Source organism: Flavobacteriales bacterium, from assembly GCA_019694795.1.
In the GTDB taxonomy this organism is placed as follows: Bacteria; Bacteroidota; Bacteroidia; order Flavobacteriales_D; family UBA2798; genus UBA2798.
In genome coordinates this window covers 120,208-142,889 of the sequence record JAIBBF010000001.1, presented here as the reverse complement: position 1 = coordinate 142,889, position 22,682 = coordinate 120,208, and the positions used below count along the sequence as shown (strand labels likewise).

At 41.2% G+C, this 22,682-nt stretch carries 18 protein-coding genes; 13 read left to right on the top strand and 5 right to left on the bottom strand.

From position 1 onward, the window contains the following. Positions 1–51 precede the first annotated feature (51 nt). Positions 52–1,926 carry an asparagine synthase (glutamine-hydrolyzing) gene (gene asnB, locus K1X56_00545; protein MBX7093181.1) on the top strand — a complete coding sequence of 625 codons (1,875 nt, stop codon included), beginning with the start codon at positions 52–54 and terminating at the stop codon, positions 1,924–1,926. Between the two features lie 54 nt (positions 1,927–1,980). Here asnB and K1X56_00540 read toward each other — a convergent pair whose 3' ends face one another. From K1X56_00540 to K1X56_00530, 3 genes are all read right to left on the bottom strand, one after another. Then, complete coding sequence (locus tag K1X56_00540) at positions 1,981–2,139, bottom strand: hypothetical protein (GenBank protein ID MBX7093180.1); 159 nt, start codon at positions 2,137–2,139, stop codon at positions 1,981–1,983. Positions 2,140–2,237: 98 nt separating this feature from the next. After that, positions 2,238–4,703, bottom strand: a complete 2,466-nt coding sequence (locus K1X56_00535) for a bifunctional UDP-N-acetylmuramoyl-tripeptide:D-alanyl-D-alanine ligase/alanine racemase (GenBank protein MBX7093179.1) — start codon at positions 4,701–4,703, stop codon at positions 2,238–2,240. After that, positions 4,700–5,278, bottom strand: a complete 579-nt coding sequence (locus K1X56_00530; GenBank protein ID MBX7093178.1) for a thymidine kinase — start codon at positions 5,276–5,278, stop codon at positions 4,700–4,702. Before K1X56_00530 ends, K1X56_00535 begins: the two co-directional genes overlap by 4 nt. Before the next feature lie 115 nt (positions 5,279–5,393). Between K1X56_00530 and K1X56_00525 the strand changes: the two genes are divergently transcribed. Both K1X56_00525 and K1X56_00520 read left to right on the top strand, forming a co-directional pair. After that, the gene (locus K1X56_00525; GenBank protein MBX7093177.1) at positions 5,394–6,131 is read left to right on the top strand and encodes a hypothetical protein; all 738 of its coding nucleotides are present in this window, start codon (positions 5,394–5,396) and stop codon (positions 6,129–6,131) included. A gap of 1 nt (position 6,132) precedes the next feature. After that, entirely contained in the window at positions 6,133–7,383 is a 1,251-nt protein-coding gene (locus tag K1X56_00520) for a M20/M25/M40 family metallo-hydrolase (GenBank protein MBX7093176.1), read from the top strand. Positions 7,384–7,387: 4 nt separating this feature from the next. Here K1X56_00520 and K1X56_00515 read toward each other — a convergent pair whose 3' ends face one another. Continuing rightward, entirely contained in the window at positions 7,388–8,206 is an 819-nt protein-coding gene (locus K1X56_00515) for an alpha/beta hydrolase (protein MBX7093175.1), read from the bottom strand. 373 nt (positions 8,207–8,579) lie between these two features. Here K1X56_00515 and carB point away from each other — a divergent pair, with 373 nt between their 5' ends. The 10 genes from carB (at position 8,580) to pseI (ending at position 21,757) form a co-directional block, all read left to right on the top strand. Next, a complete protein-coding gene (gene carB, locus K1X56_00510; GenBank protein MBX7093174.1) occupies positions 8,580–11,396 on the top strand; it encodes a carbamoyl-phosphate synthase large subunit in 2,817 nt (938 codons plus the stop codon). Positions 11,397–11,400: 4 nt separating this feature from the next. Beyond that, the gene (locus tag K1X56_00505; GenBank protein MBX7093173.1) at positions 11,401–11,622 is read left to right on the top strand and encodes a DUF4834 family protein; all 222 of its coding nucleotides are present in this window, start codon (positions 11,401–11,403) and stop codon (positions 11,620–11,622) included. Positions 11,623–11,715: 93 nt separating this feature from the next. Then, entirely contained in the window at positions 11,716–14,481 is a 2,766-nt protein-coding gene (locus K1X56_00500) for a YfhO family protein (protein ID MBX7093172.1), read from the top strand. Further along, complete coding sequence (locus K1X56_00495) at positions 14,481–15,398, top strand: glycosyltransferase (protein ID MBX7093171.1); 918 nt, start codon at positions 14,481–14,483, stop codon at positions 15,396–15,398. Before K1X56_00500 ends, K1X56_00495 begins: the two co-directional genes overlap by 1 nt. After that, a complete protein-coding gene (locus K1X56_00490; protein MBX7093170.1) occupies positions 15,399–16,292 on the top strand; it encodes a hypothetical protein in 894 nt (297 codons plus the stop codon). It begins immediately after the preceding gene. Positions 16,293–16,375: 83 nt separating this feature from the next. Beyond that, positions 16,376–17,416: a UDP-N-acetylglucosamine 4,6-dehydratase (inverting) gene (gene pseB, locus K1X56_00485; protein MBX7093169.1), complete on the top strand. Its 1,041-nt coding sequence runs from the start codon at positions 16,376–16,378 to the stop codon at positions 17,414–17,416. Further along, on the top strand, positions 17,416–18,570 hold the full coding sequence (gene pseC / locus K1X56_00480) for a UDP-4-amino-4,6-dideoxy-N-acetyl-beta-L-altrosamine transaminase (protein ID MBX7093168.1): 1,155 nt from the start codon (positions 17,416–17,418) through the stop codon (positions 18,568–18,570). Before pseB ends, pseC begins: the two co-directional genes overlap by 1 nt. 3 nt (positions 18,571–18,573) lie before the next feature. Then, positions 18,574–19,260: a pseudaminic acid cytidylyltransferase gene (pseF, locus tag K1X56_00475; GenBank protein MBX7093167.1), complete on the top strand. Its 687-nt coding sequence runs from the start codon at positions 18,574–18,576 to the stop codon at positions 19,258–19,260. Continuing rightward, the gene (locus K1X56_00470; GenBank protein ID MBX7093166.1) at positions 19,257–20,714 is read left to right on the top strand and encodes a GNAT family N-acetyltransferase; all 1,458 of its coding nucleotides are present in this window, start codon (positions 19,257–19,259) and stop codon (positions 20,712–20,714) included. The genes pseF and K1X56_00470 overlap by 4 nt, the downstream gene beginning before the upstream one ends. 8 nt (positions 20,715–20,722) lie before the next feature. Continuing rightward, the gene (pseI, locus tag K1X56_00465) at positions 20,723–21,757 is read left to right on the top strand and encodes a pseudaminic acid synthase (GenBank protein ID MBX7093165.1); all 1,035 of its coding nucleotides are present in this window, start codon (positions 20,723–20,725) and stop codon (positions 21,755–21,757) included. On the opposite strand, the gene K1X56_00460 is transcribed toward pseI, so the two are convergent. Beyond that, a complete protein-coding gene (locus tag K1X56_00460) occupies positions 21,758–22,570 on the bottom strand; it encodes a hypothetical protein (GenBank protein ID MBX7093164.1) in 813 nt (270 codons plus the stop codon). Positions 22,571–22,682: the final 112 nt, after the last annotated feature.

Here is a 22,682-nt window from a genome sequence, read left to right as displayed (position 1 = left end):
AAATAAAACACGCTATATTTAGGGGGGGAGAAATCCCTCCCTTTTTTTTATATGTGCGGAATTAACGGAATTTTTGGTCTAGATGGAATTGTGGATCCATCGCAGGTTTTAGGTCGCATGAACAAAGCCATTGCGCATCGTGGTCCGGATGCTGAAGGTGTGTTTGCAGACTCCATGATAGTATTAGGTCATCGCCGACTTTCTATCATTGATGTTTCTGCCGATGGCAATCAACCTTTTTATTCGCAGGATCGTCAGGTGGTGATGGTGTTTAACGGTGAAATTTATAATTACCGTGAACTAAAAAATGAGTTGAGCGATTATCCTTTTAAAACACAAAGTGATTCTGAAGTGTTGATGGCCGCTTATTTAAAGTGGGGCGTCCACTGTTTATCGCGCTTGGAAGGAATGTTCGCTTTTGCCATTTGGAATACAGCGAAACAGGAATTATTTATAGCCCGCGATCGAATGGGGGTAAAGCCACTTTATATCGCACAAACGGAAAAATCGATTGTTTTCAGTAGTGAAATCCGGGCAATTATTCAATCGGGATTGGTGTCGAAAGAAATGGATAAAAGATCCCTGGTGGATTATTTGCGGTATCAAACCGTTCACGCTCCTTCAACTATTTTAAAGCAGGTTCAAATGCTGATGCCTGGTCATTATATGGTGATACAGGACAGTGAAGTAAAAACGGAAGAATACTGGAACGCAGCTGCATTGGTAAATTATCGCAGTGAGGGTAAATCCTATGAAGAGGTAACAGCGGATGTCCGTGCTCTAATGAAAGCTTCAGTGAAAAAACGATTGGTAGCTGATGTCCCTTTCGGCGCATTTCTTTCCGGTGGAATTGATTCTTCCGTTGTTGTTGCATTGATGGCAGAGGTTTCATCCGAGCCGGTTTCAACGTTTACAGTTACTTTCGATGATCAGGAGTTTAGTGAAGCACAATTCGCAAAAACTATTGCAGAAAAATTTTCTACGCGTCACACCGAAATAAAATTAAAGCCCGAAGATTTTTTAAACGATTTACCTCAAGCTATTCAGGATATGGATCACCCTTCGGGTGATGGTCCCAATACCTGGATTGTTTCGCGTGCTACAAAACAAAATGGGATTAGCATGGCTTTGTCGGGTATTGGCGGAGATGAATTGTTTGCAGGCTACGATGTGTTTAAACGATTGAGTGGACTTTCTTCCAAACAATACTTGCAATATTTCCCAATGGGATTACGCAAACTGGCAGGGTTTTCCTATCGAAAATTTAAACCTGGAATTGCATCTGATAAAATCGATGAGTTTTTGCGTTTGGAATATTTTGATCTCGAACATGTATATCCATTGAATCGTCAGGTGTTAAAAGATGTGGTCATTGCTCAATTGCTTGATCAAAAGAAATTACCGTCACGCAGTGTAAAAGAAATTCTAATAAGCGGAATTGGCACAGGTACTGCCGGTGTTTCGATGCATGAATTGAGTAAAATTTCGTATGCAGAAATGTACAGTTATCTGCAGAATGTCTTATTGCGTGATGCGGATCAAATGAGTATGGCACATGCATTGGAAATTCGCGAACCATTTTTGGATCATCATTTAATTGAATATGTACTGGGTGTTCGCAACCGGTATAAGTATCCGGATCGACCAAAAAAATTACTGGTGGATGCCATGAATGATGTATTACCGAAAGAAATCTGGGATCGCCCTAAAATGGGATTTACATTGCCATGGAAAAACTGGATGAAAAATGAATTAAAATCATTTTGCGAAGATGGAATTCAGGTGTTGGTTAAGGATGAACATTTTGATGCGGAAGAAATCAGAAATTGGTGGAATGCATTTTTAAAGGATGATCCACGCGTGAGCTGGTCGCGCGTTTGGCATTTAGTGGTATTGGGACATTGGATCAACACCAACCTGAAATAAAAAAAGCAGACACATCACTGTATCTGCTTTCTATTAAAAACAAGTAGGCTTTTTTTAGCCCAGGAATACCATATAGGAAATAATACCGAGCGCAAGAATCAAATAAATCCATCCCACACCTGCAACTCCGCCGCCATCAAAAAAGATGTGCTCGCTACCGTGTTCATGTCCGTGGTCGTGCTCTTGATCGTGTCCGTGATTGTCGTGGCTCATAGTATTATGATTTTGATGCTTCAAAAATAGGATTTTTTTTAAAACGAAAGCTGAAATTATTCAATCATTAATTCGCTGAAAAGCAAGACTTTAAATTTTTATTCACGCAAATAAACCCGTTTTACCCGGGCCGATACGGAGGTTAGGATTTCGTAGGGGATGGTGTGCGACTTTTGAGCTAATTCTTTTAATCGATCGGCGGAGTCAAAAATAATGACATCATCTCCTTCTGCTGCTTCGGGAATATCGGTGAGATCAATCATCAGCATATCCATGCATACATTACCAACAACGGGAGCGCGTTTTCCGGCTACTATTACATCACCGTTTCCATTACCCAATAAACGCGAAAATCCGTCGGCATATCCTAGTGGAACAATTCCTATTTTACTGTCGCGATTCAATTTCGCATTTCGGTTATATCCCACTGTTTCTCCTGCGGGAATGGATTTTATTTGTGAAAGGATTGAGCGTAGTTTGCTTACATTTTGAAGTTGTAATTGTTCCTGAGCCTGCGATCCCACGCCGTATAATCCAATTCCCAGGCGAACCATGTCCAGACTAGCATTTGGAAAACGTGCAATTCCTGCGCTGTTCAGTAAATGTTTCATGGGTTTGTATCCGAGGGAAAGTTCAATCTGTAATGCTGCAGCTTCCAATTCATGTTGTTGCTGCAGGGAGAATTCATCCAGTTGCGGATCATCACTTCCTGCAAGGTGAGAAAATATACTGACCACTTTCAGTCGGGGAACCGATTTTAATTCCTGGCAGAGTTGTTCAATTTCTTCCGGGAGAAATCCCAAACGATGCATACCGGTGTCAATTTTCAAATGGACACGAATAAAAATTTCGCTGTGCTGCATCAGATAATCGCGAATTTCATGAAGAATTTTGAACGAATATACTTCTGGTTCCAAATGAAAATCGATGATTTGACGGATGCTTCTTTCTGTGGGATTCATCACCATGATGGGTAAAGAAATCCCTGCTTTTCTCAATTCAACTCCTTCGTCCGCATAGGCAACAGCTAAATAATCGCAACGATTAAATTCCAACACTTCGGCTACTTCTTTACTACCGCTTCCATAGGAAAATGCTTTCACCATGCCCATGATTTTTGTTTCGCGGGGAATTAAATTCCGGTAGTAATTTAAATTATGTGCCAGCGCATTCAAATCGATTTCCAAAACGGTTTCATGCGCTTTTTCCTGCAGGCGTTGAGTGATGCGCTCGAAACCGAAAGAGCGGGCGCCCTTGATTAAAATCGTTTCCTGATTAAAATCGTCAACAGAAATTTCTTTTAAAAAGGCTTCGGTACTTTCATAAAAGGAAGAGGAACCCTGAAAAAATGTACTGCAGATTTTTATTTTATCACCAATGGCAATTAAACGATCCACTTTTTTCTCATTCAGCAAATGCGCTACCTGCCGGTATAGTTCTAGTTCAGCTTGTTTGTCCTGCAATATATCCGATAATATCACCGTCTTTTTCCCTTTTCTGTGGTGCTGATTCATAAAATCAAGCGCAATGGATAAGGAGGCGATGTCGGAATTATAACTATCATTAATCAGTGTACAATGATTTTCTCCATTTAATAATTCCAGTCGCATTTCAATGGGTGTTAATTGGGCAATGCGTTCTGAAATAATGGAGGGCTCAATTTGTAATCGTATTGCGCAGCAAATGCAGCAGAGTGCATTTTCGATTGAGGCGATATCGGTAAAGGGCAGGTCGAGCGAAAAATTTCCTGCGGGTGAATTCAGTTCGAGTTTTGTTTTTGAACCGCTGTTCAGTTGACTGATCACGTGCAGAAAGGCATCTTTGTTTTTTCCGAATGTAATCAACTCCCTTTCCGGAAATTGGTTTCGGATTTCTTCGTCCAGTTGTTCGTCATCATTCCCGTAAATGATGGTTTTGCAACTCTTGAACAATTCAATTTTTTCACGAATATGTTCCTTTCGGTCGACAAAATTTTCTGAGTGCGCATTTCGCACATTGGTCAAAATCCCAATATCCGGCTGTATGATGGTCTGTAATTTTTCCATCTCACCCGGCTGAGAAATTCCGGCCTCAATGAGGGCTAATTCATGCTGTTCGTTTAACAATAACAATGAAAGCGGAACGCCAACCTGGGAATTGTAGCTTTTGGGACTCCTCGCAATATTAAAATCCTTACGAAGAATTTGATAGAGCCATTCTTTCACAATCGTTTTTCCATTGCTGCCGGTTATGGCGATTAATGGTGCAGTAAAAAACGAACGGTGGTAGGCCGACCATCGTTGCAGGGCCTCCAAACTATTTTCTACCTGAATCAGCCAGCAATCATTCGAAGTAATATGATCAAATGTTTCGCCTACAATGACCTGAATGCCCTTTTCAATCATCTCAGGGATATAGCGGTGTCCATCGTGATTTTTTCCTCTGATGGCAAAAAAAGCTTCACGTCCTGCAACAGCATGAATCCGGCTGTCGAGCAAAGGATAAGTGATAAAACAATCCTTCCCCGAAGAAATTATGGTTCCTTTCAGAATGCTGCAGAGTTGTTGTGGACTAACTGAATTCATTGTTGACCTCTTGCTTTATTAAAACAAGATCGGCAGAGCGGTAAATAATGATCTGTTTCGCCGAGTAGCACCAGTTTTTCTTCTTTACTGGTACGATGTGAATGATTGGCCAGTTCACCGCAATCCATACATATCGCATGCACTTTGGTGACATATTCTGCTATTGCCAATAATTTAGGCATCACGCCAAATGGTTTTCCAAGAAAATCCATATCTAAACCGGCAATCACAACCCGCACGCCGTTATTGGCAAGTTGGTTGCAGACATTGGCTAATTCTTCATCAAAAAATTGTGCCTCATCAATACCCACCACATCAACATCGGTGGCCAAAAGTAAAATTTCGGAAGAGGATTCCACGGGTGTGGAACGAATTGTTGTTCCTTCATGCGATACCACTTCGGTTTCATGGTAACGCTTGTCGATGGTAGGTTTAAAAATCTCCACCTTTTGTCGCGCAAATTCAGCCCGCTTTAAACGACGGATCAATTCCTCGGTTTTACCGGAGAACATCGAGCCACAGATCACTTCGATCCAGCCCCTTTTTTTTCCCTGATTATTGTGCTCGAGGAACATCAATTCGCGATTTAAATGTGAAAATAGCAAAAAAGACGCTTAGTGGATAACACAATTCCATTTACGGCGTTCTGTTTATGCCTTTTGTTTATCTTTACCCAAAAGCTTTAGATCCATGGATACCAATGCTTATCGCAGCATGAAAGAACTCATTGATAACCTACAGTCCAAATTGGCCCGTCTGGAGGGTGGACAATTAGCCGCTTCCGAATTGGAAAACCTTGTGCAGGAGAGCCGGGAATTGTATGAACGCCTTGTGGTATTGAGGTATAAAGCGCTCGAAAAACAAATTATCGGTTCGGTAAAGGAAGCTCCGGTGGTGCTGGAGAAAAAACAGGAAGTAGCAGAGGAAAAAGTGGATGTCCCCACCTTTAAAATCAACATGTCGAACCCGGTTAAAACGCCAACTTCACAAACCAGTATTTTAGATGCTGAGGTTCCCGAAATGAAGGAAACCAAGGAGGAAATTAAACCGGTTGTAGAGCCTAAACTGGAGACTAAACAAGCTCCTGTTGCAGTGGAAGAGAAATTAAGCAGCAGCACTGATATTGGTTCGCTCAACGATAAATTATCGCAACAACAACAAAAGGTTTCACTGGCAGAAAAACTTCAGAAGAAACCGATTTCAGATTTGAAAACAGCCATAGGTCTGAATCAGAAATTTCTCTTCATGAATGATTTATTCGAAGGAGAAAACACGGCCTATAACGAAGCTGTGAATCAACTGAACTCAATGAGTTCTATGGACGATGCCAAAAATCTCCTGTTATCTCTCGGAACGAAATATAACTGGGACCTTGAATCGGAATCCGTCGTTCAGTTTACGGAATTGGTGGAACGCAGATATTCCTGATATGTTTTTTATTCGGACACTAGCTACGATTCTGTTTTTGGGAATCCATGTTTTTGCATGGACACAATCCAACGATTCCCGTAAGTGGATCAAGGATCTTGCTTCTCCGGAATTGTTTGGCCGCGGTTATGTAAATCATGGCGATTCACTCGCTGCCGAATACATTGCTGCCGAAATGAAAAATCTCGGTGCCCTACCTGTTCTTAATTCCTATTTTCAGCCCTTTCAATTCGGAGTGAATACTTTTCCGGATACCATCGAACTGAAGATGGATGGAAAAACATTAATTCCGGGAACCGATTATATAGTAGATCCGAATTGTCCTTCAGTAAACGCCACTTATAAAATAAAATTTTACGATCCCGCTCATTGGGAAAATGCATTAACGCGACATTCATCCGATGAAATTCTGGTCTTTTCTTCGAAGGGAATTACGGATAAAGATTCCTTAAAACGATATCAGGAAATTTTGAAATCCTGTTCCGAAAAATATCCGGTTATTCGCCTGCAAAATAAACTGACATGGAGCGTGGGACGAAAAGTTTCTGACGTCGTAAAGCTGGATATGCTTGCTTCTTCTTTTCCTGAAAATGCTGAGATGCTTCATGTAAAAATCAATAACCGATTTATTCCCAAATACAGCACACGAAATGTATGGTCTATCGTCCCTGCAAAGAAAAAATCGGATAAATATATTCTGATCACTGCTCACTATGATCATTTGGGTATGATGGGTACACAAGCCTGTTTTTATGGTGCAAATGATAATGCCAGCGGAATTGCTCAGCTATTGTCCCTGCTAAAAGGAATAGTTAAAAATCCGCTTAAAAAATTCAATGTCATTTTTGTCGCTTTTGCGGGAGAAGAAGCAGGATTGCTGGGTTCTTCCTATATGGCAGATCATTGTCCGGTGGACTTAAAAAAAATCCGCTTTCTATTTAATCTCGATTTACAAGGCACTGGTGAAGAAGGAGCGACGATTGTCAATGCAACTTTGCATGAAAAGGAGTTTAAATTACTGACCAATCTGAATAAAAAAACGAAATCGCTGGTGCAGATTAAGCCGCGTGGTACTGCTGCCAATTCCGATCATTATCCCTTCTCACAAAAAGGAGTTCCTGCTTTTTTTATGTACACCATGGGAGGATCAAAAGCGTATCATGATATCAATGATCAGGCCGATCAATTATCACTTTTTGCATTTGATGGCATAACAAAATTGGTCGATACGTTTTTACGGAAATTAAAATAAAGATTTAGCTCAAGATCTTTTTTAATACGGCTTTACTGTTCTCATTGTACATGTTATGTCCGCATTCCACTTCGAAAAATTTTGCTTTTCCTTCACTCAATTTTTGGAACCAGATTCCTGTAGAGGGTAAAATTACGTTGTCATATTTCCCAAAAAGCAGATAGCATTGAATCGATTGATGCGCTATGATACGGGAGCAGGTTTTAACGGTGGGTTCTACATGACGGAGCGTAAGCCAAACTTTATAAACCAATTCTCTTTTTTCTCTTGTTTCTAAATTACTTTGAGCAAACCGAACCAATTTCGATGAAACCAATCGCAATTTTACCATTAGATTCATGAGGGAGAATAATGGTTTAGGATTTTTTAAAACCCTTCGGTAAATCATATTTCCCAATTTGTTTTTACTTGTAAAGCGATACCAGAAATTGGTTTTTATTCCATCCGGTGCCATCAGAAAAATTTCATCTACATGGGCAGATTGCCGTTCCAAAATCGAAAGCGCCAGTTTGCCTCCCATACTGTATCCCATCAGAGAAAAGCGATCTATTTTTTTTTCATTCAGGAAGTCCCGGATCAGTTCATTCCATTCTTCTGCTCTGAGTGTGTTTTTATCGATCCGATCACCGGGATATTCCGATCGCCCGTGGTGAAAAAAGAAAAAAGAATACACGGTGTAAGTTGATTCGAGCTCTTTGCGGAAGTATAAAAAATCTTCTGCTCTTCGACCGAATCCATGGAAACAGATTAAGGTTTTTGGACCACTTCCAAAGCTTAAATAATCGAGCACAAAGGGCCCCTTCGAAAATTGCGACCGTTCCACCTCCCAAAAATAGAAACAATCAAGGTCTTTTAGTCATTTTTGTTTTTCTGTCCATTATTCAGGATTTTTGAATTGAACGGACTGTTTTGCTATTTCCATTTCCCGTCATAAGTCACATAAATCCTTTTTTCTAAGCCGATAAATTATTTTTATGCTCCACGCTGGAAGTACATCAATAGGGATACTTGCCCTGTGTTTCAACGGTCTATTTTTGATTTTCAGTCAATAAGTCGCGCTTTCGAATTTTATTCTAGATGGTTTTCCACGATATCCCCTTTTTTGTTTAAAAGTTCAGTCCATTATTTCTCTTTTTTCCTACGCTTTTTTGCTTTGAGCCATTACCTTTGCGCGATTCAAAACAGTTCATTGCTCTATGCCTAAGGACCAAAGCATTAAATCCGTCCTGATCATCGGATCGGGACCCATCATCATCGGACAGGCCTGCGAATTTGATTATTCCGGCTCACAGGCAGCCCGTTCACTACGTGAAGAAGGTATAGAAGTCACACTCATTAACAGCAATCCGGCTACGATTATGACGGATAAGGTGGTTGCGGATAATGTATATCTGAAACCCCTGGAACCGGAGTCCATCGAGTACATTTTGCAACAACATAAGATTGATGCGGTGCTGCCAACGATGGGCGGACAAACCGGTTTGAATCTTTGTATGAAATGTGAAGAGCTGGGAATTTGGGAAAAATACAATGTCCGGTTGATTGGTGTCGACATTAAAGCCATTGAAATCACGGAAGACCGTGAGAAGTTTCGCCAGTTGATGAACCAGATCGGAATTGGCCAGGCCCCTTCATTTATTGCTAAATCATTCCTTGAAGGAAAAGAAATTGCGCAGAAAATCGGATTTCCATTGGTAATTCGGCCCTCTTTCACCCTGGGTGGAACAGGTGCTTCTTTTGTTCATAAAGCGGAAGATTTCGATCGTTTGCTTACCCGTGGATTGCATGCTTCACCCATTCACGAAGTGTTGATTGATAAAGCAGTGATTGGCTGGAAAGAATTTGAGTTGGAGTTGTTGCGCGATAAAAATGATAATGTAGCCATCATTTGTTCCATCGAGAATTTTGATCCGATGGGTATTCACACCGGTGATTCCATTACTGTGGCACCTGCAATGACGCTTTCGGATAAGACCTATCAGAAAATGCGTACCATGGCCATCAAGATGATGCGTTCCATCGGGAATTTTGCAGGAGGTTGTAATGTGCAGTTTGCGGTGAGTGATGATGTGAATGAGGATATTATTGCCATTGAAATTAATCCCCGTGTTTCGCGCTCTTCTGCACTTGCATCGAAAGCAACCGGTTATCCCATTGCAAAAATCGCATCGAAATTAGCGATTGGTTATACACTGGATGAGTTGAGCAACCAGATTACAAAAACAACTTCTGCCTATTTTGAACCAACACTCGATTATGTAATCGTAAAAATTCCACGCTGGAATTTCGATAAGTTTCAGGGTGCAGATCGTGAACTCGGTTTGCAAATGAAATCGGTAGGTGAGGTAATGGGAATCGGAAGATCATTCCAGGAAGCCTTACAAAAAGCATGTCAATCACTCGAGATTCGTCGCAACGGACTAGGTGCTGACGGAAAAGAGCTAACGAATCAAGATCAAATATTGCAAAGTTTAGAGCATCCAAGCTGGAACCGTTTGTTCCATATTTACGATGCCATTAAACTTGGAATTCCATTTAAAACCATCAAGGAGAAAACCAAAATCGATGAATGGTTCCTTCGCCAGATTGAAGAATTGGTGATGATGGAAAAGGAAATTGAAAAATATACTATTCAAACCATTCCTCACGAATTACTTTTCGAAGCCAAGCAAAAAGGATATGCAGATCGTCAATTAGGACATCTCCTCCGTTGCCTGGAAAGTGAAGTGTTTAACCGTCGCCAGGATTCAGGTATTCGTCGCGTATACAAACTGGTGGACACCTGTGCCGCCGAATTCCCAGCGCAAACGCCGTATTATTATTCTACCTTCGAACAGGAAAATGAATCGGTGGTGAGCGATAAAAAGAAAATTGTAGTGTTAGGTTCAGGTCCCAACCGAATCGGACAAGGGATTGAGTTTGATTATTCCTGCGTACATGGCGTGTTAGCCGCGCGCGAATGTGGCTTTGAAACCATTATGATCAATTGCAATCCGGAAACGGTTTCTACCGATTTCGATACGGCAGATAAACTTTATTTTGAACCTGTTTTCTGGGAGCATATTTATGAAATCATTTTGCATGAAAAACCGGAAGGTGTTATTGTGCAATTGGGCGGACAAACCGCGCTGAAACTAGCCGAAAAACTGAATCGCTACGGAATTAAAATTATCGGTACGTCGTTTGAAGCACTGGATTTAGCTGAAGACCGTGGTAGTTTCTCTACGCTTTTGAAAGAAAATAATATTCCCTATCCGAAATTCGGAGTGGTGGAGTCGGCCGAACAAGCCATAGAACTTTCCAAGGAACTTGGATTTCCATTATTGGTTCGTCCGAGTTATGTATTGGGCGGACAAAAAATGAAAATTGTAATCAACGAGAACGAACTCGAAAAGCATGTGGTGGATATTTTACGCGATATGCCGGAGAATAAAATCTTGTTGGATCATTTCCTTTCCGGTGCTATCGAAGCTGAAGCAGATGCAATTTGCGACGGAGAAAACGTACACATTATCGGTGTAATGCAACACATCGAACCTGCCGGTATTCACTCCGGTGATTCGTATGCGGTATTGCCTCCGTATAATCTGGGCGATTTAGTAATGCAGCAAATTGAGGATCATACCCGAAAAATTGCGGTTGCATTGCGCACGGTTGGATTAATTAATATTCAGTTTGCAATAAAAGATGAAATCGTTTACATCATCGAAGCTAATCCACGTGCTTCACGTACGGTGCCTTTCATTGCAAAAGCTTATGACGAACCTTATGTCAACTACGCCACCAAGGTGATGCTGGGTGTAAATAAGGTAACAGACTTTAAATTCAATCCGCGTAAGCAAGGATATGCCATTAAAATTCCGGTGTTCTCCTTCGAGAAATTCCCGAACGTGAACAAGGAATTAGGTCCTGAAATGAAATCCACCGGCGAAGCCATACGTTTCATTGATGATTTGAAAGATCCTTATTTCCGTCAGATTTATTCGGAACGAAATCTTTACCTGAGCCGATAAATAAATGGGGAAAGTCAACATCATTGAAGCACTGGTTATTTTGATTGCCATTATGTGGCTTCTTGGCTATTTCCGACGTTTATCTGCATCAGCCAATAAAACACAAAACCCAGCTACCGGGCAAAACCGCGGACAACAAGTCGGGGGGCAGCACAAGCCCTCTAAACCGGGAAAATACGGTGATGATAATTCCGAATACATCGATTACGAGGAAGTCAAGGATTAAGCATTATTAACAGCATTAAGGTTTTATTCACTCGGTGAAGGGTATGGAAATGACCATTTGTTATTACATTTGGTCATTCGCATAATTCTGCCAATGAAAAACATCGATTTTAAAAAGTTTTTGCCTTATCTGGCTGCCCTTGTGGTATTTGTAGCTCTTACGCTAAGCTATTTTTCTCCGATTACAAAGGGCTATGAGCTGCGTCAGGCCGACGTCATCAATTACAAGGGAATGGCCAAGGAGATCCATGATTACCGGAAAACGTATGGTGATGAGCCTTTATGGACCAATTCCATGTTTGGTGGTATGCCGGCCTATCAGATTGATGTTTATAATAACACCAATTTGCTGCATGAGGTTGACCGGGCACTTCAATTATGGTTTCCGGGAGTAGTTGGTTATTTTCTATTGCTGTTTTTAGGATTTTACATTCTCATGTTATGCATGAAAGTGGATCCATGGCTGGCCATTATTGGGGCCGTTGCTTATGCATTTTCATCCTACTTCATCATTATTGTTGAAGCAGGACACAATACCAAGGTTCACGCATTGGCTTATGCCCCTGCCGTATTGGGTGGATTCATAATGCTCCTGCGTGGAAACATGTGGCTGGGTGCTGCAATTTTTACCTTGTTTTTTGGATTGGAATTGCAGTCGAATCACGTTCAAATCACTTACTATCTGTTTATTCTTTTACTCATCGTTGGAATTGGAGAACTCGTAAATACCATAGTCGAAAAGAAAAACCTGATGCAATTTTTTACGCGGAGTGGATTTTTAGTCATCGGCGCTGCATTGGGAATTATGGCTTCCTCTTCCAATTTGTGGAATACCTACGAATATGGAAAAGATACAACGCGTGGTCCTTCCGAGCTCACCATAAGTGGTGATGGAATTATTTCACAGGCCGATCAGGGATTGGATAAAGCGTATATCACCGATTGGAGTTATGGTATTGCCGAATCCTGGTCTTTTGTTTTCCCAAGTGCAAATGGTCCCTCTTCCGGTTTCATAGGAAATGAAGAGGCTTTTGCAAAAACGAAAGCGATCAGTAGCGGTAATAAAGGATTGATCCGCTCATTGGCCGAACAAGGCGCTCCGATTAATTCTTATTGGGGAAATCAGCCCTTTACCAGTGGTCCCACCTACATGGGTGCATTAGTGGTTTTCCTTTTTGTTCTCAGTTTTGTGTTTGTTAAGGATAAACTAAAATGGGCCATTCTCGCTGCCTCTGTTTTGGCCTTATTCCTTGGTTGGGGTAGAAACTTTATGGGCTTCACCGAATTCTTTATCGACCACTTCCCGGGTTACAATAAATTCAGATCGGTTTCGATGATCATTACGATGATTGAACTGACCATGCCTTTCATGGCTATTTTATTCATTAAGGAATTGATTGAAGATAAAGATCGGTTTGTGCGCGAAAAGAAGAAATTTCTCATTGCTGCCGGAAGTGTTTTCGGTGTTTTATTATTGGTAGTAGCTGTTCCATCTTCATTTATTTCCTTCCTGAGTGAAAATGATATGCGCTTATTCGGCTCACCTATGGCGATGCAATTAGGCGATTTACAGGAGGAGCTGGTGGCCTACCGTATGGAATTATTCCGTGGAGATGCATTTCGTTCGCTTGGAATTATTTTGTTAGGATTTGCCCTGATCTATTTTTACATCTACAATAATCTGCCGAAGTCGGTGATGTTAATTGGTATAGGTGTAATTATTACTGCCGATTTATATTCGTTTGATCGTCGTTATCTGAACGATGAAAAACAAGGTTCGGAATACATTTCCTGGCAAAAGGCAGGTGAGTATCCTTATATGCCTTCCAATGGTGACATTTCTATTTTAAATCAGGAAGTGACCAACAATCCTGAGCTGATGAAAAAAATTCAGACTGAAATGCAATCGGTGCAGGCTGAAAAAGGAAAAGATTTGCAGGTAGCACAAATGATTGAAGGTGCATTTCCGGCTTTGAATTTCAATTCGAATTACCGTGTATTGGGTGTGGGAGATCCGTTTAATTCTTCTGCCATTTCTTATTTCCATAAATCGGTTGGCGGCTATCACGGTGCAAAATTAAAGCGCTATCAGGAACTGATTGAATTCGGTATTCGCCGCGAACACAATATGTGTTATGGATTGCTGAATCAAATGCTGAAGAACAATGTACCGGTTGAGCAATTGTCCACCATTATGCCAAGCACCGGAATTTTTGAGCGCACGCATTTGCTCAATATGCTCAATACAAAATACATCGTTTTAAATCCGGGTATTCCCGCAGCAGTCAATCCGAAAGCGAAAGGACCAGCCTGGTTTGCTTCGAATGTGCGTTTTGTAAATGATGCCAATGAAGAAGTGATGGCGGTATCCAATGTTGTGCCGGCAGAAACATTACAGGTTGTACACGAAGGGAAACAGGTGGATTCGGTTGCATTTAAAATCACCAATTTTGCGATTGAAGATTCGGTGATCGCGGATGTGCGGTTTAAGGATAAAGTCAAATTCAGTAATGTGGTGCTTGATTCCAACGCATCGGTTCAATTGGAATCGTATTTGCCGAATCACCTGGTGTATAAAACCAAAAATTCGCAGGATGGATTTGTGGTCTTCTCCGAGATTTATTACGACAAAGGCTGGAAAGCAACCATTGATGGTCAGCCTGCCGATTATGTTCGTGTAAATTATATTCTTCGCGGAATGGATGTTCCTAAAGGCGATCACGTGATTGAATTCACCTTTGAGCCGGATAACTTTAAATCCATGAAGAAAATAAATCTTGCAGGTAATCTGATGTTATTGATTGCAGTTGCATTATTTGGTTACATGGAATTCCGACGTTCGCGTAAAACAGCAGCTTAATGAGCAGCATTCGTGTTTCGTTGATCGTTTGTACCTATAATCGCGAACAGTATATTGGTCGCGCCATCGATAACGTTGCAAATCAGAATGCAGATAAAAACAGTTATGAATTGGTCTTGGTCAATAATCAATCCACCGATTCAACCGATGTCATTTGTCAAGAAAAAATCGCCGCATTTCCCGGTTTAAAAGTTCAATACATCATTGAAACTTCTCAGGGATTATCCTATGCCCGTAACAGAGGATTTAAGGAGTCGAAAGGCGATATTCTGGTGTATCTGGATGATGATGCGTTTGCGGCTCCTGATTTCGTTTCTTCCATTCTTTCTTTTTATGATTCACATCCACAAATAGTGGCCAGCGGTGGAAAAACCATTCCGGTTTTTGAAGCAGGAAAACCGGCGTGGATGTCGCACTTTCTAATGCCGCTTGTTGCAGCGATGGATTTAGGAGAACAAGCCCAACCTTTTCAATTGCGTCAATATCCCATAGGAGCCAATATGGCCGTGCGGAAATCCATATTGGAAAAAGTAGGAGCCTTTGATGTAAATCTGGGAAGAAAAGGGAAAAATCTTCAAGGGGGAGAAGAAAAAGATCTATTTAACCGGATTCGTGAAGCCGGATTTCAACCCTGGTATTTGCCAACTACGGTGGTGGAGCATATCATTCCCGAATCGCGCATGAAAGTGGATTATATCCGCCGCCAGGCAAGAGGAATCGGATTTTCGGAACGAGTACGAACAAAATCATTGGGATGGCATGCATTTCTCTTTAAAGCAATGGCTGAAAAATTGAAATGGATCGCAACATTGTTTTTGTTTTTGGGCTATTTCTTCACGCTTCAACCGCTAAAAGCAGTATTTTTAATTCGCTTTCGCTGGTGGGTATCACAGGGATTATTTTTCGCTAAGGAATAAATGGAAAAGCTGAGGTTATTTTTTGAGCAATTACGACAAAGCGCAGAAACGTTTTTGCGACTGTTGCTGATTTCCAAATGGCGAAAAGTCATTCGCAAACAAAACAATCGCCGGTTAATTGTTCTGGGTAATGGACCAAGTCTTCACAGTAGTGTGGAAAGTTTGGGCGACAGCATTTCAAATGCGGATTTAATGTGTGTCAATTTTTATCCGGCTACAGAGGACTATGAACGTTTAAAGCCCGCTTATTTTATTACCTCCGCCCCGGAATTATGGCGCGATGGGGTAGATGATTTTTACATCGATTTCCGATTAAAAATATTTAATGCAATCGCTGAAAAAACCACCTGGCCATTGGAGGTTTTTATTGCCTGGGAAGCCAAAAAATTTCCGTTCTGGATTTCCATTTTATCAAAAAATCCAAACATAAAAATTACGTACTATAATATTTTACCTGCAGAAGGATTTCCTTTTTTCCGCCAGTGGATGTTCGACCGGCAATTGGGAATGCCTCGTCCGCACAATGTGCTGGTGCCCTCCATTATGATGGCCATGCAAAAAGGCTATTCGGATATCATTCTTTTGGGTGCAGATCATAGCTGGCTGCCACAAATTAGTGTGGATAATCACAATAACGTTTTGGTGAACCAAAAGCATTTTTACGATGCGAATAGCAGCAAACCCGAAACCATGAAAAAATTGGGTAAAGGACAGCGTAAATTGCATGAGGTGCTTTGGAAGTTTGCACACACCTTTGAATCGTATTTCATTATTCTTCGCTATGCCGAAGATCGCAACGTGAGAATTATCAATGCCAGTCCCGATTCCTTCATTGATGCCTTTGAGCGGATGGGTAGCCCGGAATTAAAGCAGTTTCTTTCAGGAAAACACTGATTTTCACAGGCTGTTTTCCCTTGTACTGATGCCTCTTTTTGTTACCTTTGATTGTCCGCCATACCGGATTTGATTTACTGTATATGAAATTTTACAATCACCAGCTTGATTTAAATGGGAAATCGGTTTTAATTACCGGTGGAACGGGTTCGTTCGGAAAGAAATTTGTGGAAACCATTTTTCGCGATTATCCGAAGGTAAAACGTGTTGTTGTTTTTTCGCGCGATGAATTGAAGCAGTACGAAATGTCGCTGCTCTTTCCCAAAGCAAAATATGATGGCATTCGTTTTTTTATTGGGGATGTCCGCGATAAAGAACGCATGATTCGGGCCATGGAAGGAATTGATGTGGTGATTCACGCTGCTGCATTAAAGCAGGTTCCTGCGGCCGAATACAATCCAACGGAGTGCATCAAGACCAATGTAAATGGCGCAGAGAATGTGATTGAAGCAGCCATGGCTAACCATGTTAAACATGTAGTTGCGTTGTCGACCGATAAAGCTGCTGCTCCGATTAATTTGTACGGTGCTACCAAATTATGTTCCGATAAATTATTTATTGCTGCTAACAACATCAAAGGAAACCGCGACATCCGTTTTTCGGTGGTACGTTATGGGAATGTAATGGGATCCAGAGGTTCCGTTATTCCTTTTTTCATGGAGCGACGCAACTCGGGTGTGCTGCCCATCACGCACAGTGAAATGAGTCGTTTTAATATTTCATTGGAGCAGGGCGTCGATTTGGTGATGTATGCTATTGCCACTGCACAAGGTGGTGAATTGTATGTGCCGAAATTGCCTTCTTACAACATCATGGAATTAGCAAAAGCAATTGCACCCAATGTGAAAACGGAATTGGTAGGTGTTCGTCCGGGAGAAAAAATTCATGAGGACATGATTACTCCTTCCGATGCGTTGAATACGCTCGAATACGATTCGCATTTTGTGATTTATCCGAATAATGACCGATGGAATGTTTTGGCTGAAGAAATCATCAACAGCGGAAAAGCGAAACGTGTTCCTGCTGGTTTCGGATATAATTCCGGAGAGAATACCGATTGGTTAAGCGCAGAACAAATCCGTGAACTCATTCGGAAATTTGTAGATCCTAATTTCACCTTGTGATGAAAACGATTCCTTACGGACGGCAGCATATTACTCCCGAAGATATCGAAGCAGTGAACAAAGTGCTTCAGTCTGATTATTTAACACAGGGTCCGGCTGTAGCGGAATTTGAACAAGCATTTGCTGATTATGTAGAAGCGAAATACGCAGTAGCTGTAACGAATGGAACAGCTGCTTTGCATCTTGCTGCTTTAGCTTTAAATGTACATTCCGGTACACGTGTTATCACTACACCCATCACCTTCGCTGCTTCTGCCAATTGCATTCGTTACTGTGGTGGCGAAGTTTTTTTTGCGGATGTGGAACCGGAAACTTTTTTACTGGATCCCATTGAAGTAATTCGTTTGATTGCTTCCAAACCGAAAGGTTATTTTCATGGAATAATACCGGTTGACCTTGCTGGTAATCCCTGCAACCTGGATCATTTTCGCAAGATTGCGGATGAACACGGTTTATGGATCATCGAAGATGCTTGTCACGCCCCCGGTGCATGGTTTACCGATGCCACCAAAAAAATACAGAAATGTGGTAACGGAAATTTTGCGGATATGAGTGTTTTTTCTTTTCACCCGGTGAAACATATTGCCACCGGTGAAGGAGGAATGATTACCACCAACGACGAAAAATTGTATCGTAAATTATTGCAGCTCCGAACGCACGGTATTACACGTGATCCGGAATTAATGAAGGAAAATCACGGTGGATGGTATTATGAAATGCAGGAATTGGGTTACAATTACCGCATGCCTGATATACTTGCTGCTTTGGGTACTTCGCAATTAAAGCGAGCAGATGAAGGAATGAAACGCCGTATTGAAATTGCAGCGCGTTATGATCGCGAATTGGATGGATTGCCCATTAAACTACCGAAACACGATAAACATTTTCGACACGCATATCACTTATATATCATTCGGACTAAAAAGCGAAAAGAGTTGTATGATTTTCTAAAGGAGAATCAGATTCTTTGTCAGGTCCATTACATTCCTGTTCATCTGATGCCTTATTATAGGGAAATCGGACATAAACCGGGTGAGTTTCCGTTTGCGGAATCGTATTATGAGCAATGCCTGAGCTTGCCTATGTTTCCTTCTTTAACAGATGAAGAACAAGCTTACGTGATTGGAAAAATGAAAGAATTTTTTCAAAAATAATGCATGAAAAAAATCGCCATTATACCTGCACGCGGAGGAAGTAAACGGATTCCAAAAAAAAATGTGCGCGATTTTTTAGGTCGACCCATGATCAGTTTTGCCATTCAATCTTGCATTGAATCGGGATTGTTCGATGAGGTGATGGTTTCCACCGACGATGAAGTTACAGCTGATATTGCGCGTTCACTTGGTGCCAGTGTTCCTTTTTTTCGAAGTGCAGAAAACAGCTCCGATACAGCTGGAACAGTAGATGTTTTGGTAGAAGTGATAGAAGCGTATCAGCAACAAGGAATTCGTTTTGATCTTGCCTGCTGTGTTTATGCTACAAATCCATTGTTATCGGTAAACCGATTGCAGGAGGGATTAAAAAAACTTCAGGATTCAAATTTCGACTCCGTCTTTGCAGCTGTTAAATATTCTTTTCCCGTTCAACGTTCTTTTGTGCTCAACAACGATAAAATGCAATTGATGTTTCCCGAACACCTCAATAGCAGGAGTCAGGATTTAGCACCGGTGTATCACGATGCCGGACAATTTTATTGGTTTCGTCCCGACTTGTTATTAGCCTCAAAAAAAATCTGGACCAACAACACCGGCATTGTAGAATTATCGGAATTGGAGGTGCAGGATATCGATGAAGAAAGCGATTGGAAAATGGCTGAGCTGAAGTTTAAAATGTTGAAAGGGTGAAGAAGAGAATTTGTTTCAGAGCGGATGGGGATCCAAAAATCGGATTGGGACATTTATTTCGACTCGCCGCATTGGCTGAAAAACTGAAATCGGATTTTCATTGCGTTTTATTTACCTGTTCCGATCCGGATTTGATAAAAAAAACAATCGGAGATTTTTTTCAGGAAATTCACTTTCTCACTTCCGCTTCCTTGCATCTTGAAGCGAAGGAACTTGGATCTAAGTTATCACGTAATGATATTTTAGTGCTGGATGGCTATCCTTTCGATACCGAGTACCAGCGAATTTTAAAAAAAGCAGGTGTGTTTCTGGTGACTATGGATGATTATCATCCTTATCCGGTAATGGCCGATTTGGTTATTAATATTGCAGATGGAGAACGATTAAGAAATGCCTATCAATCTCCTTTTTATACCCGGTTTTTATTCGGGTTTAAGCAATCTTTATTACGAAAACCATTTGTTGAGGCTGCAAAAACCGGAAATCAGGTTTCAGGAAAATCTGTATTTGTTTGTCTCGGTGGTGCTGATCCTGAAAACCGTATTTCTATTCTGATGCGTGATGTTTTACAACATTACCCGGAAGATCCGATTCATGTTGTTTTAGGATCTGCCTTTGTGCATTATGAACAGTTTTTCGAAGATTATGGTATGATGGGCAATGTGAAAATTCACCATAGTCTGAAGGCAGATGAAATGGTTCATTTAATGCGCAGAGCAAAAATTGGATTTTGTTCATCGAGCACCATCGCTTATGAATTTTTATGTTGCAATGATCAATTAGTCATCATACGAACTGCAGCGAATCAGTTAAATTTATTTGATTACCTCCATGAATCGAAAGTTGCCGTTCCGTTTACTGATTGGTTAAAAGGAAAAAATGAAACGAATCGTTCCGTTTTAGAATCATGGAGAAAAGAAATGGTGGATTATTCCTATCCTGATTTGTTTCATTCCATTGCTGAGGAAACGGAGTATTATATCCAGGAGGCCGACTTCTCCGATTTGGAACTTTATTTTGAATGGGCCAATGATCCGGATACGAGAAGTCAATCATTTAATTCTAATCCCATTCCATTCGAGGAACACCAAAAATGGTTTGCTGAAAAGATGGGGGATGAGTCGCAATTGTTGTTGAAGTTGAAGCGGGAAAATGAATCCGTTGGACAAGTTAGATTTTCGATAGAAGGAAATACGGCAACCGTTAATTATTCTTTGGATAAGAAATTCAGAGGTAAAGGATTGTCCTTCGTGTTGATGAAGAAAGCCATCGAATATATCATCTTTCACCACCCGGAAATCGAAAAAGTTCAGGGCTGGGTAAAATTAGAAAATGTTGCTTCGCAAAAAGCTTTTTTAAAAAATGCATTTAAGGAATTTAATGATGAATTAAATGAAATAAAGGTCCTTAGGTATGAAATGGATATGATTCATTTTTCAAATTTGAAATTATGACGCAGGAAATCAAAATAGAAAACTATACCATCGGCAAACATCATAAGCCTTTTATCATTGCCGAAATGTCGGGCAATCATAATCAATCCATCGATCGTGCACTTGCACTGGTGGATGCCGCTGCCGCTAGTGGTGCTCATGCTTTAAAACTTCAAACCTATACCGCAGATACCATCACCATGAAGGGTGTTTATACCATTCAGGACGAAGGTTCGCTCTGGCAGGGGAAAGAATTGCATCAGTTGTATAAAGAGGCTTATACGCCCTGGGAATGGCATCAGGCTATTTTCGACCGCGCCAAAGCACATGGTATGATTGCATTCAGTTCTCCTTTTGATGAATCGGCTGTGGATTTTTTGGAAAGTTTGAATGTCCCCCTTTATAAAATTGCATCATTCGAAAATACGCATCATCCTTTACTGAAAAAGGTAGCTAAAACAGGAAAGCCGGTGATTATGTCGACCGGTGTTGCTACGGTGGATGATATTACTGAATCTGTAAAAGTGCTGAAGGATGCGGGATGTAAAGAATTGATTTTACTGAAATGCACCAGCACCTATCCTGCCTCACCCGAAAACACCAATGTTCGCACGATTCCTGATTTGGAACATCGGTTTGGTGTGCTTGCCGGACTCTCGGATCACACAATGGGAATTGGAGTGGGTATTGCTGCTGTGGCCATGGGTGCAGTGGTGATTGAAAAACACTTCACTTTGCGTCGTGCAGATGGTGGAGTAGATAGTGCATTTTCGATGGAACCCGAAGAATTAAAAGCATTGGTGGTGGAAACGGAACGCGCCTGGCTTTCATTGGGGAAAGTGAGTTACGATTTAACCGAGAAAGAGAAAAAAAGTCTCGAATTTAAACGGTCCATTTACGTTTCTTCTCCTATCACCAAAGGTGAAGTGTTTAGTGAGGCCAACATAAAAGTGATTCGTCCCGCCAAAGGTTTGCACCCGCGATATTTTGATGTGATTCTCGGTAAAAAAGCCAGCCGCGATTTACAAGTAGGTCACCCGCTCGAGTCGGGTGATGTCGATTAATTACTTCATCTCCACATGCTCTTTGCTCACCTTCGATAAATCCATCGATTTCGAAGCTTCGTGCATGTCTAAAATGGTTAATCCTTTTGCTTTAGCTGCTTCGATTTTTTCCGGAGCGTAATAGGAATTTCTCCAGCGGTTTACGGCATATTCGCGTGTTTCCAAATACGTGATGAATCGCTTCAGGTGTTCGTCGTTAGCAGCGAAGGAAAAGAATAGTGCTATGCGTGGACGGATTTTAGGTTGCAAAAGAAATCCGGGAATTCGCCGTGCAATGCGTGGATGCAAATGCCAGTTGGGTGCCATTTTCATCACATGTGCATTGGCGCTATGGGTAGTTGTGAGGTACCAGGCCAGTAAATCTCCTTCTTTGGTTCTTACATTGATGATTTTTCCATGATCATTTCCTGGTTTGGTGTGCGAATTTTCGCGCAGCGTTAATCCGCCTGAATGTTCAAAATGGTCCTGAAGATAAATTCCCATTCGCACAATGGTGTATTGACCTTTCCAGTCGCCGCCGGTAGGATTAAAACGATCGACATTGTCTTTATGAAAACCATTATCCGACACATCGAATGAAATATTTGAATCGCCGAAATATACGGGGTTGGGTCCTACTAATTCTTTCACGAGGTTTAAAACACGGTCATCGGTAAGGACTTTCCATAAATTGTCGTCCTGCAGCAGATCGCCCATTGGATTTTTCTTTTTGGCTTCCTCGGCCCATTTCCGGATTTGTGCAATTTCTTCCTTGGAGAATACTGCTGTTTTCCAGACCCAGCCTTTCGATTCGAGTTGAGATTTGTCGCTCATGTTAAAGTTTGTGAAGGACCAAAATACGAAAATGAAAGTCCCGTTTTGCTTTTCGGAGCCTGAACTTGATCAAATTCTTGAAGAATAATACTTAGTTTTACCCTTATCTAGC

Bases quoted from the DNA above. Each gene is read 5' to 3' on its own strand.
- carB (MBX7093174.1), top strand. From the start codon at position 8,580: ATGCCTAAGGACCAAAGCATTAAATCCGTCCTGATCATCGGATCGGGA.
- K1X56_00530 (MBX7093178.1), bottom strand. From the start codon at position 5,278: ATGTTCCTCGAGCACAATAATCAGGGAAAAAAAAGGGGCTGGATCGAA.
- pseC (MBX7093168.1), top strand. From the start codon at position 17,416: ATGAAAACGATTCCTTACGGACGGCAGCATATTACTCCCGAAGATATC.
- K1X56_00520 (MBX7093176.1), top strand. From the start codon at position 6,133: ATGTTTTTTATTCGGACACTAGCTACGATTCTGTTTTTGGGAATCCAT.
- K1X56_00540 (MBX7093180.1), bottom strand. From the start codon at position 2,139: ATGAGCCACGACAATCACGGACACGATCAAGAGCACGACCACGGACAT.
- K1X56_00505 (MBX7093173.1), top strand. From the start codon at position 11,401: ATGGGGAAAGTCAACATCATTGAAGCACTGGTTATTTTGATTGCCATT.
- asnB (MBX7093181.1), top strand. From the start codon at position 52: ATGTGCGGAATTAACGGAATTTTTGGTCTAGATGGAATTGTGGATCCA.
- K1X56_00500 (MBX7093172.1), top strand. From the start codon at position 11,716: ATGAAAAACATCGATTTTAAAAAGTTTTTGCCTTATCTGGCTGCCCTT.
- K1X56_00460 (MBX7093164.1), bottom strand. From the start codon at position 22,570: ATGAGCGACAAATCTCAACTCGAATCGAAAGGCTGGGTCTGGAAAACA.
- pseB (MBX7093169.1), top strand. From the start codon at position 16,376: ATGAAATTTTACAATCACCAGCTTGATTTAAATGGGAAATCGGTTTTA.
- K1X56_00535 (MBX7093179.1), bottom strand. From the start codon at position 4,703: ATGAATTCAGTTAGTCCACAACAACTCTGCAGCATTCTGAAAGGAACC.
- pseF (MBX7093167.1), top strand. From the start codon at position 18,574: ATGAAAAAAATCGCCATTATACCTGCACGCGGAGGAAGTAAACGGATT.
- K1X56_00490 (MBX7093170.1), top strand. From the start codon at position 15,399: ATGGAAAAGCTGAGGTTATTTTTTGAGCAATTACGACAAAGCGCAGAA.
- K1X56_00495 (MBX7093171.1), top strand. From the start codon at position 14,481: ATGAGCAGCATTCGTGTTTCGTTGATCGTTTGTACCTATAATCGCGAA.
- K1X56_00525 (MBX7093177.1), top strand. From the start codon at position 5,394: ATGGATACCAATGCTTATCGCAGCATGAAAGAACTCATTGATAACCTA.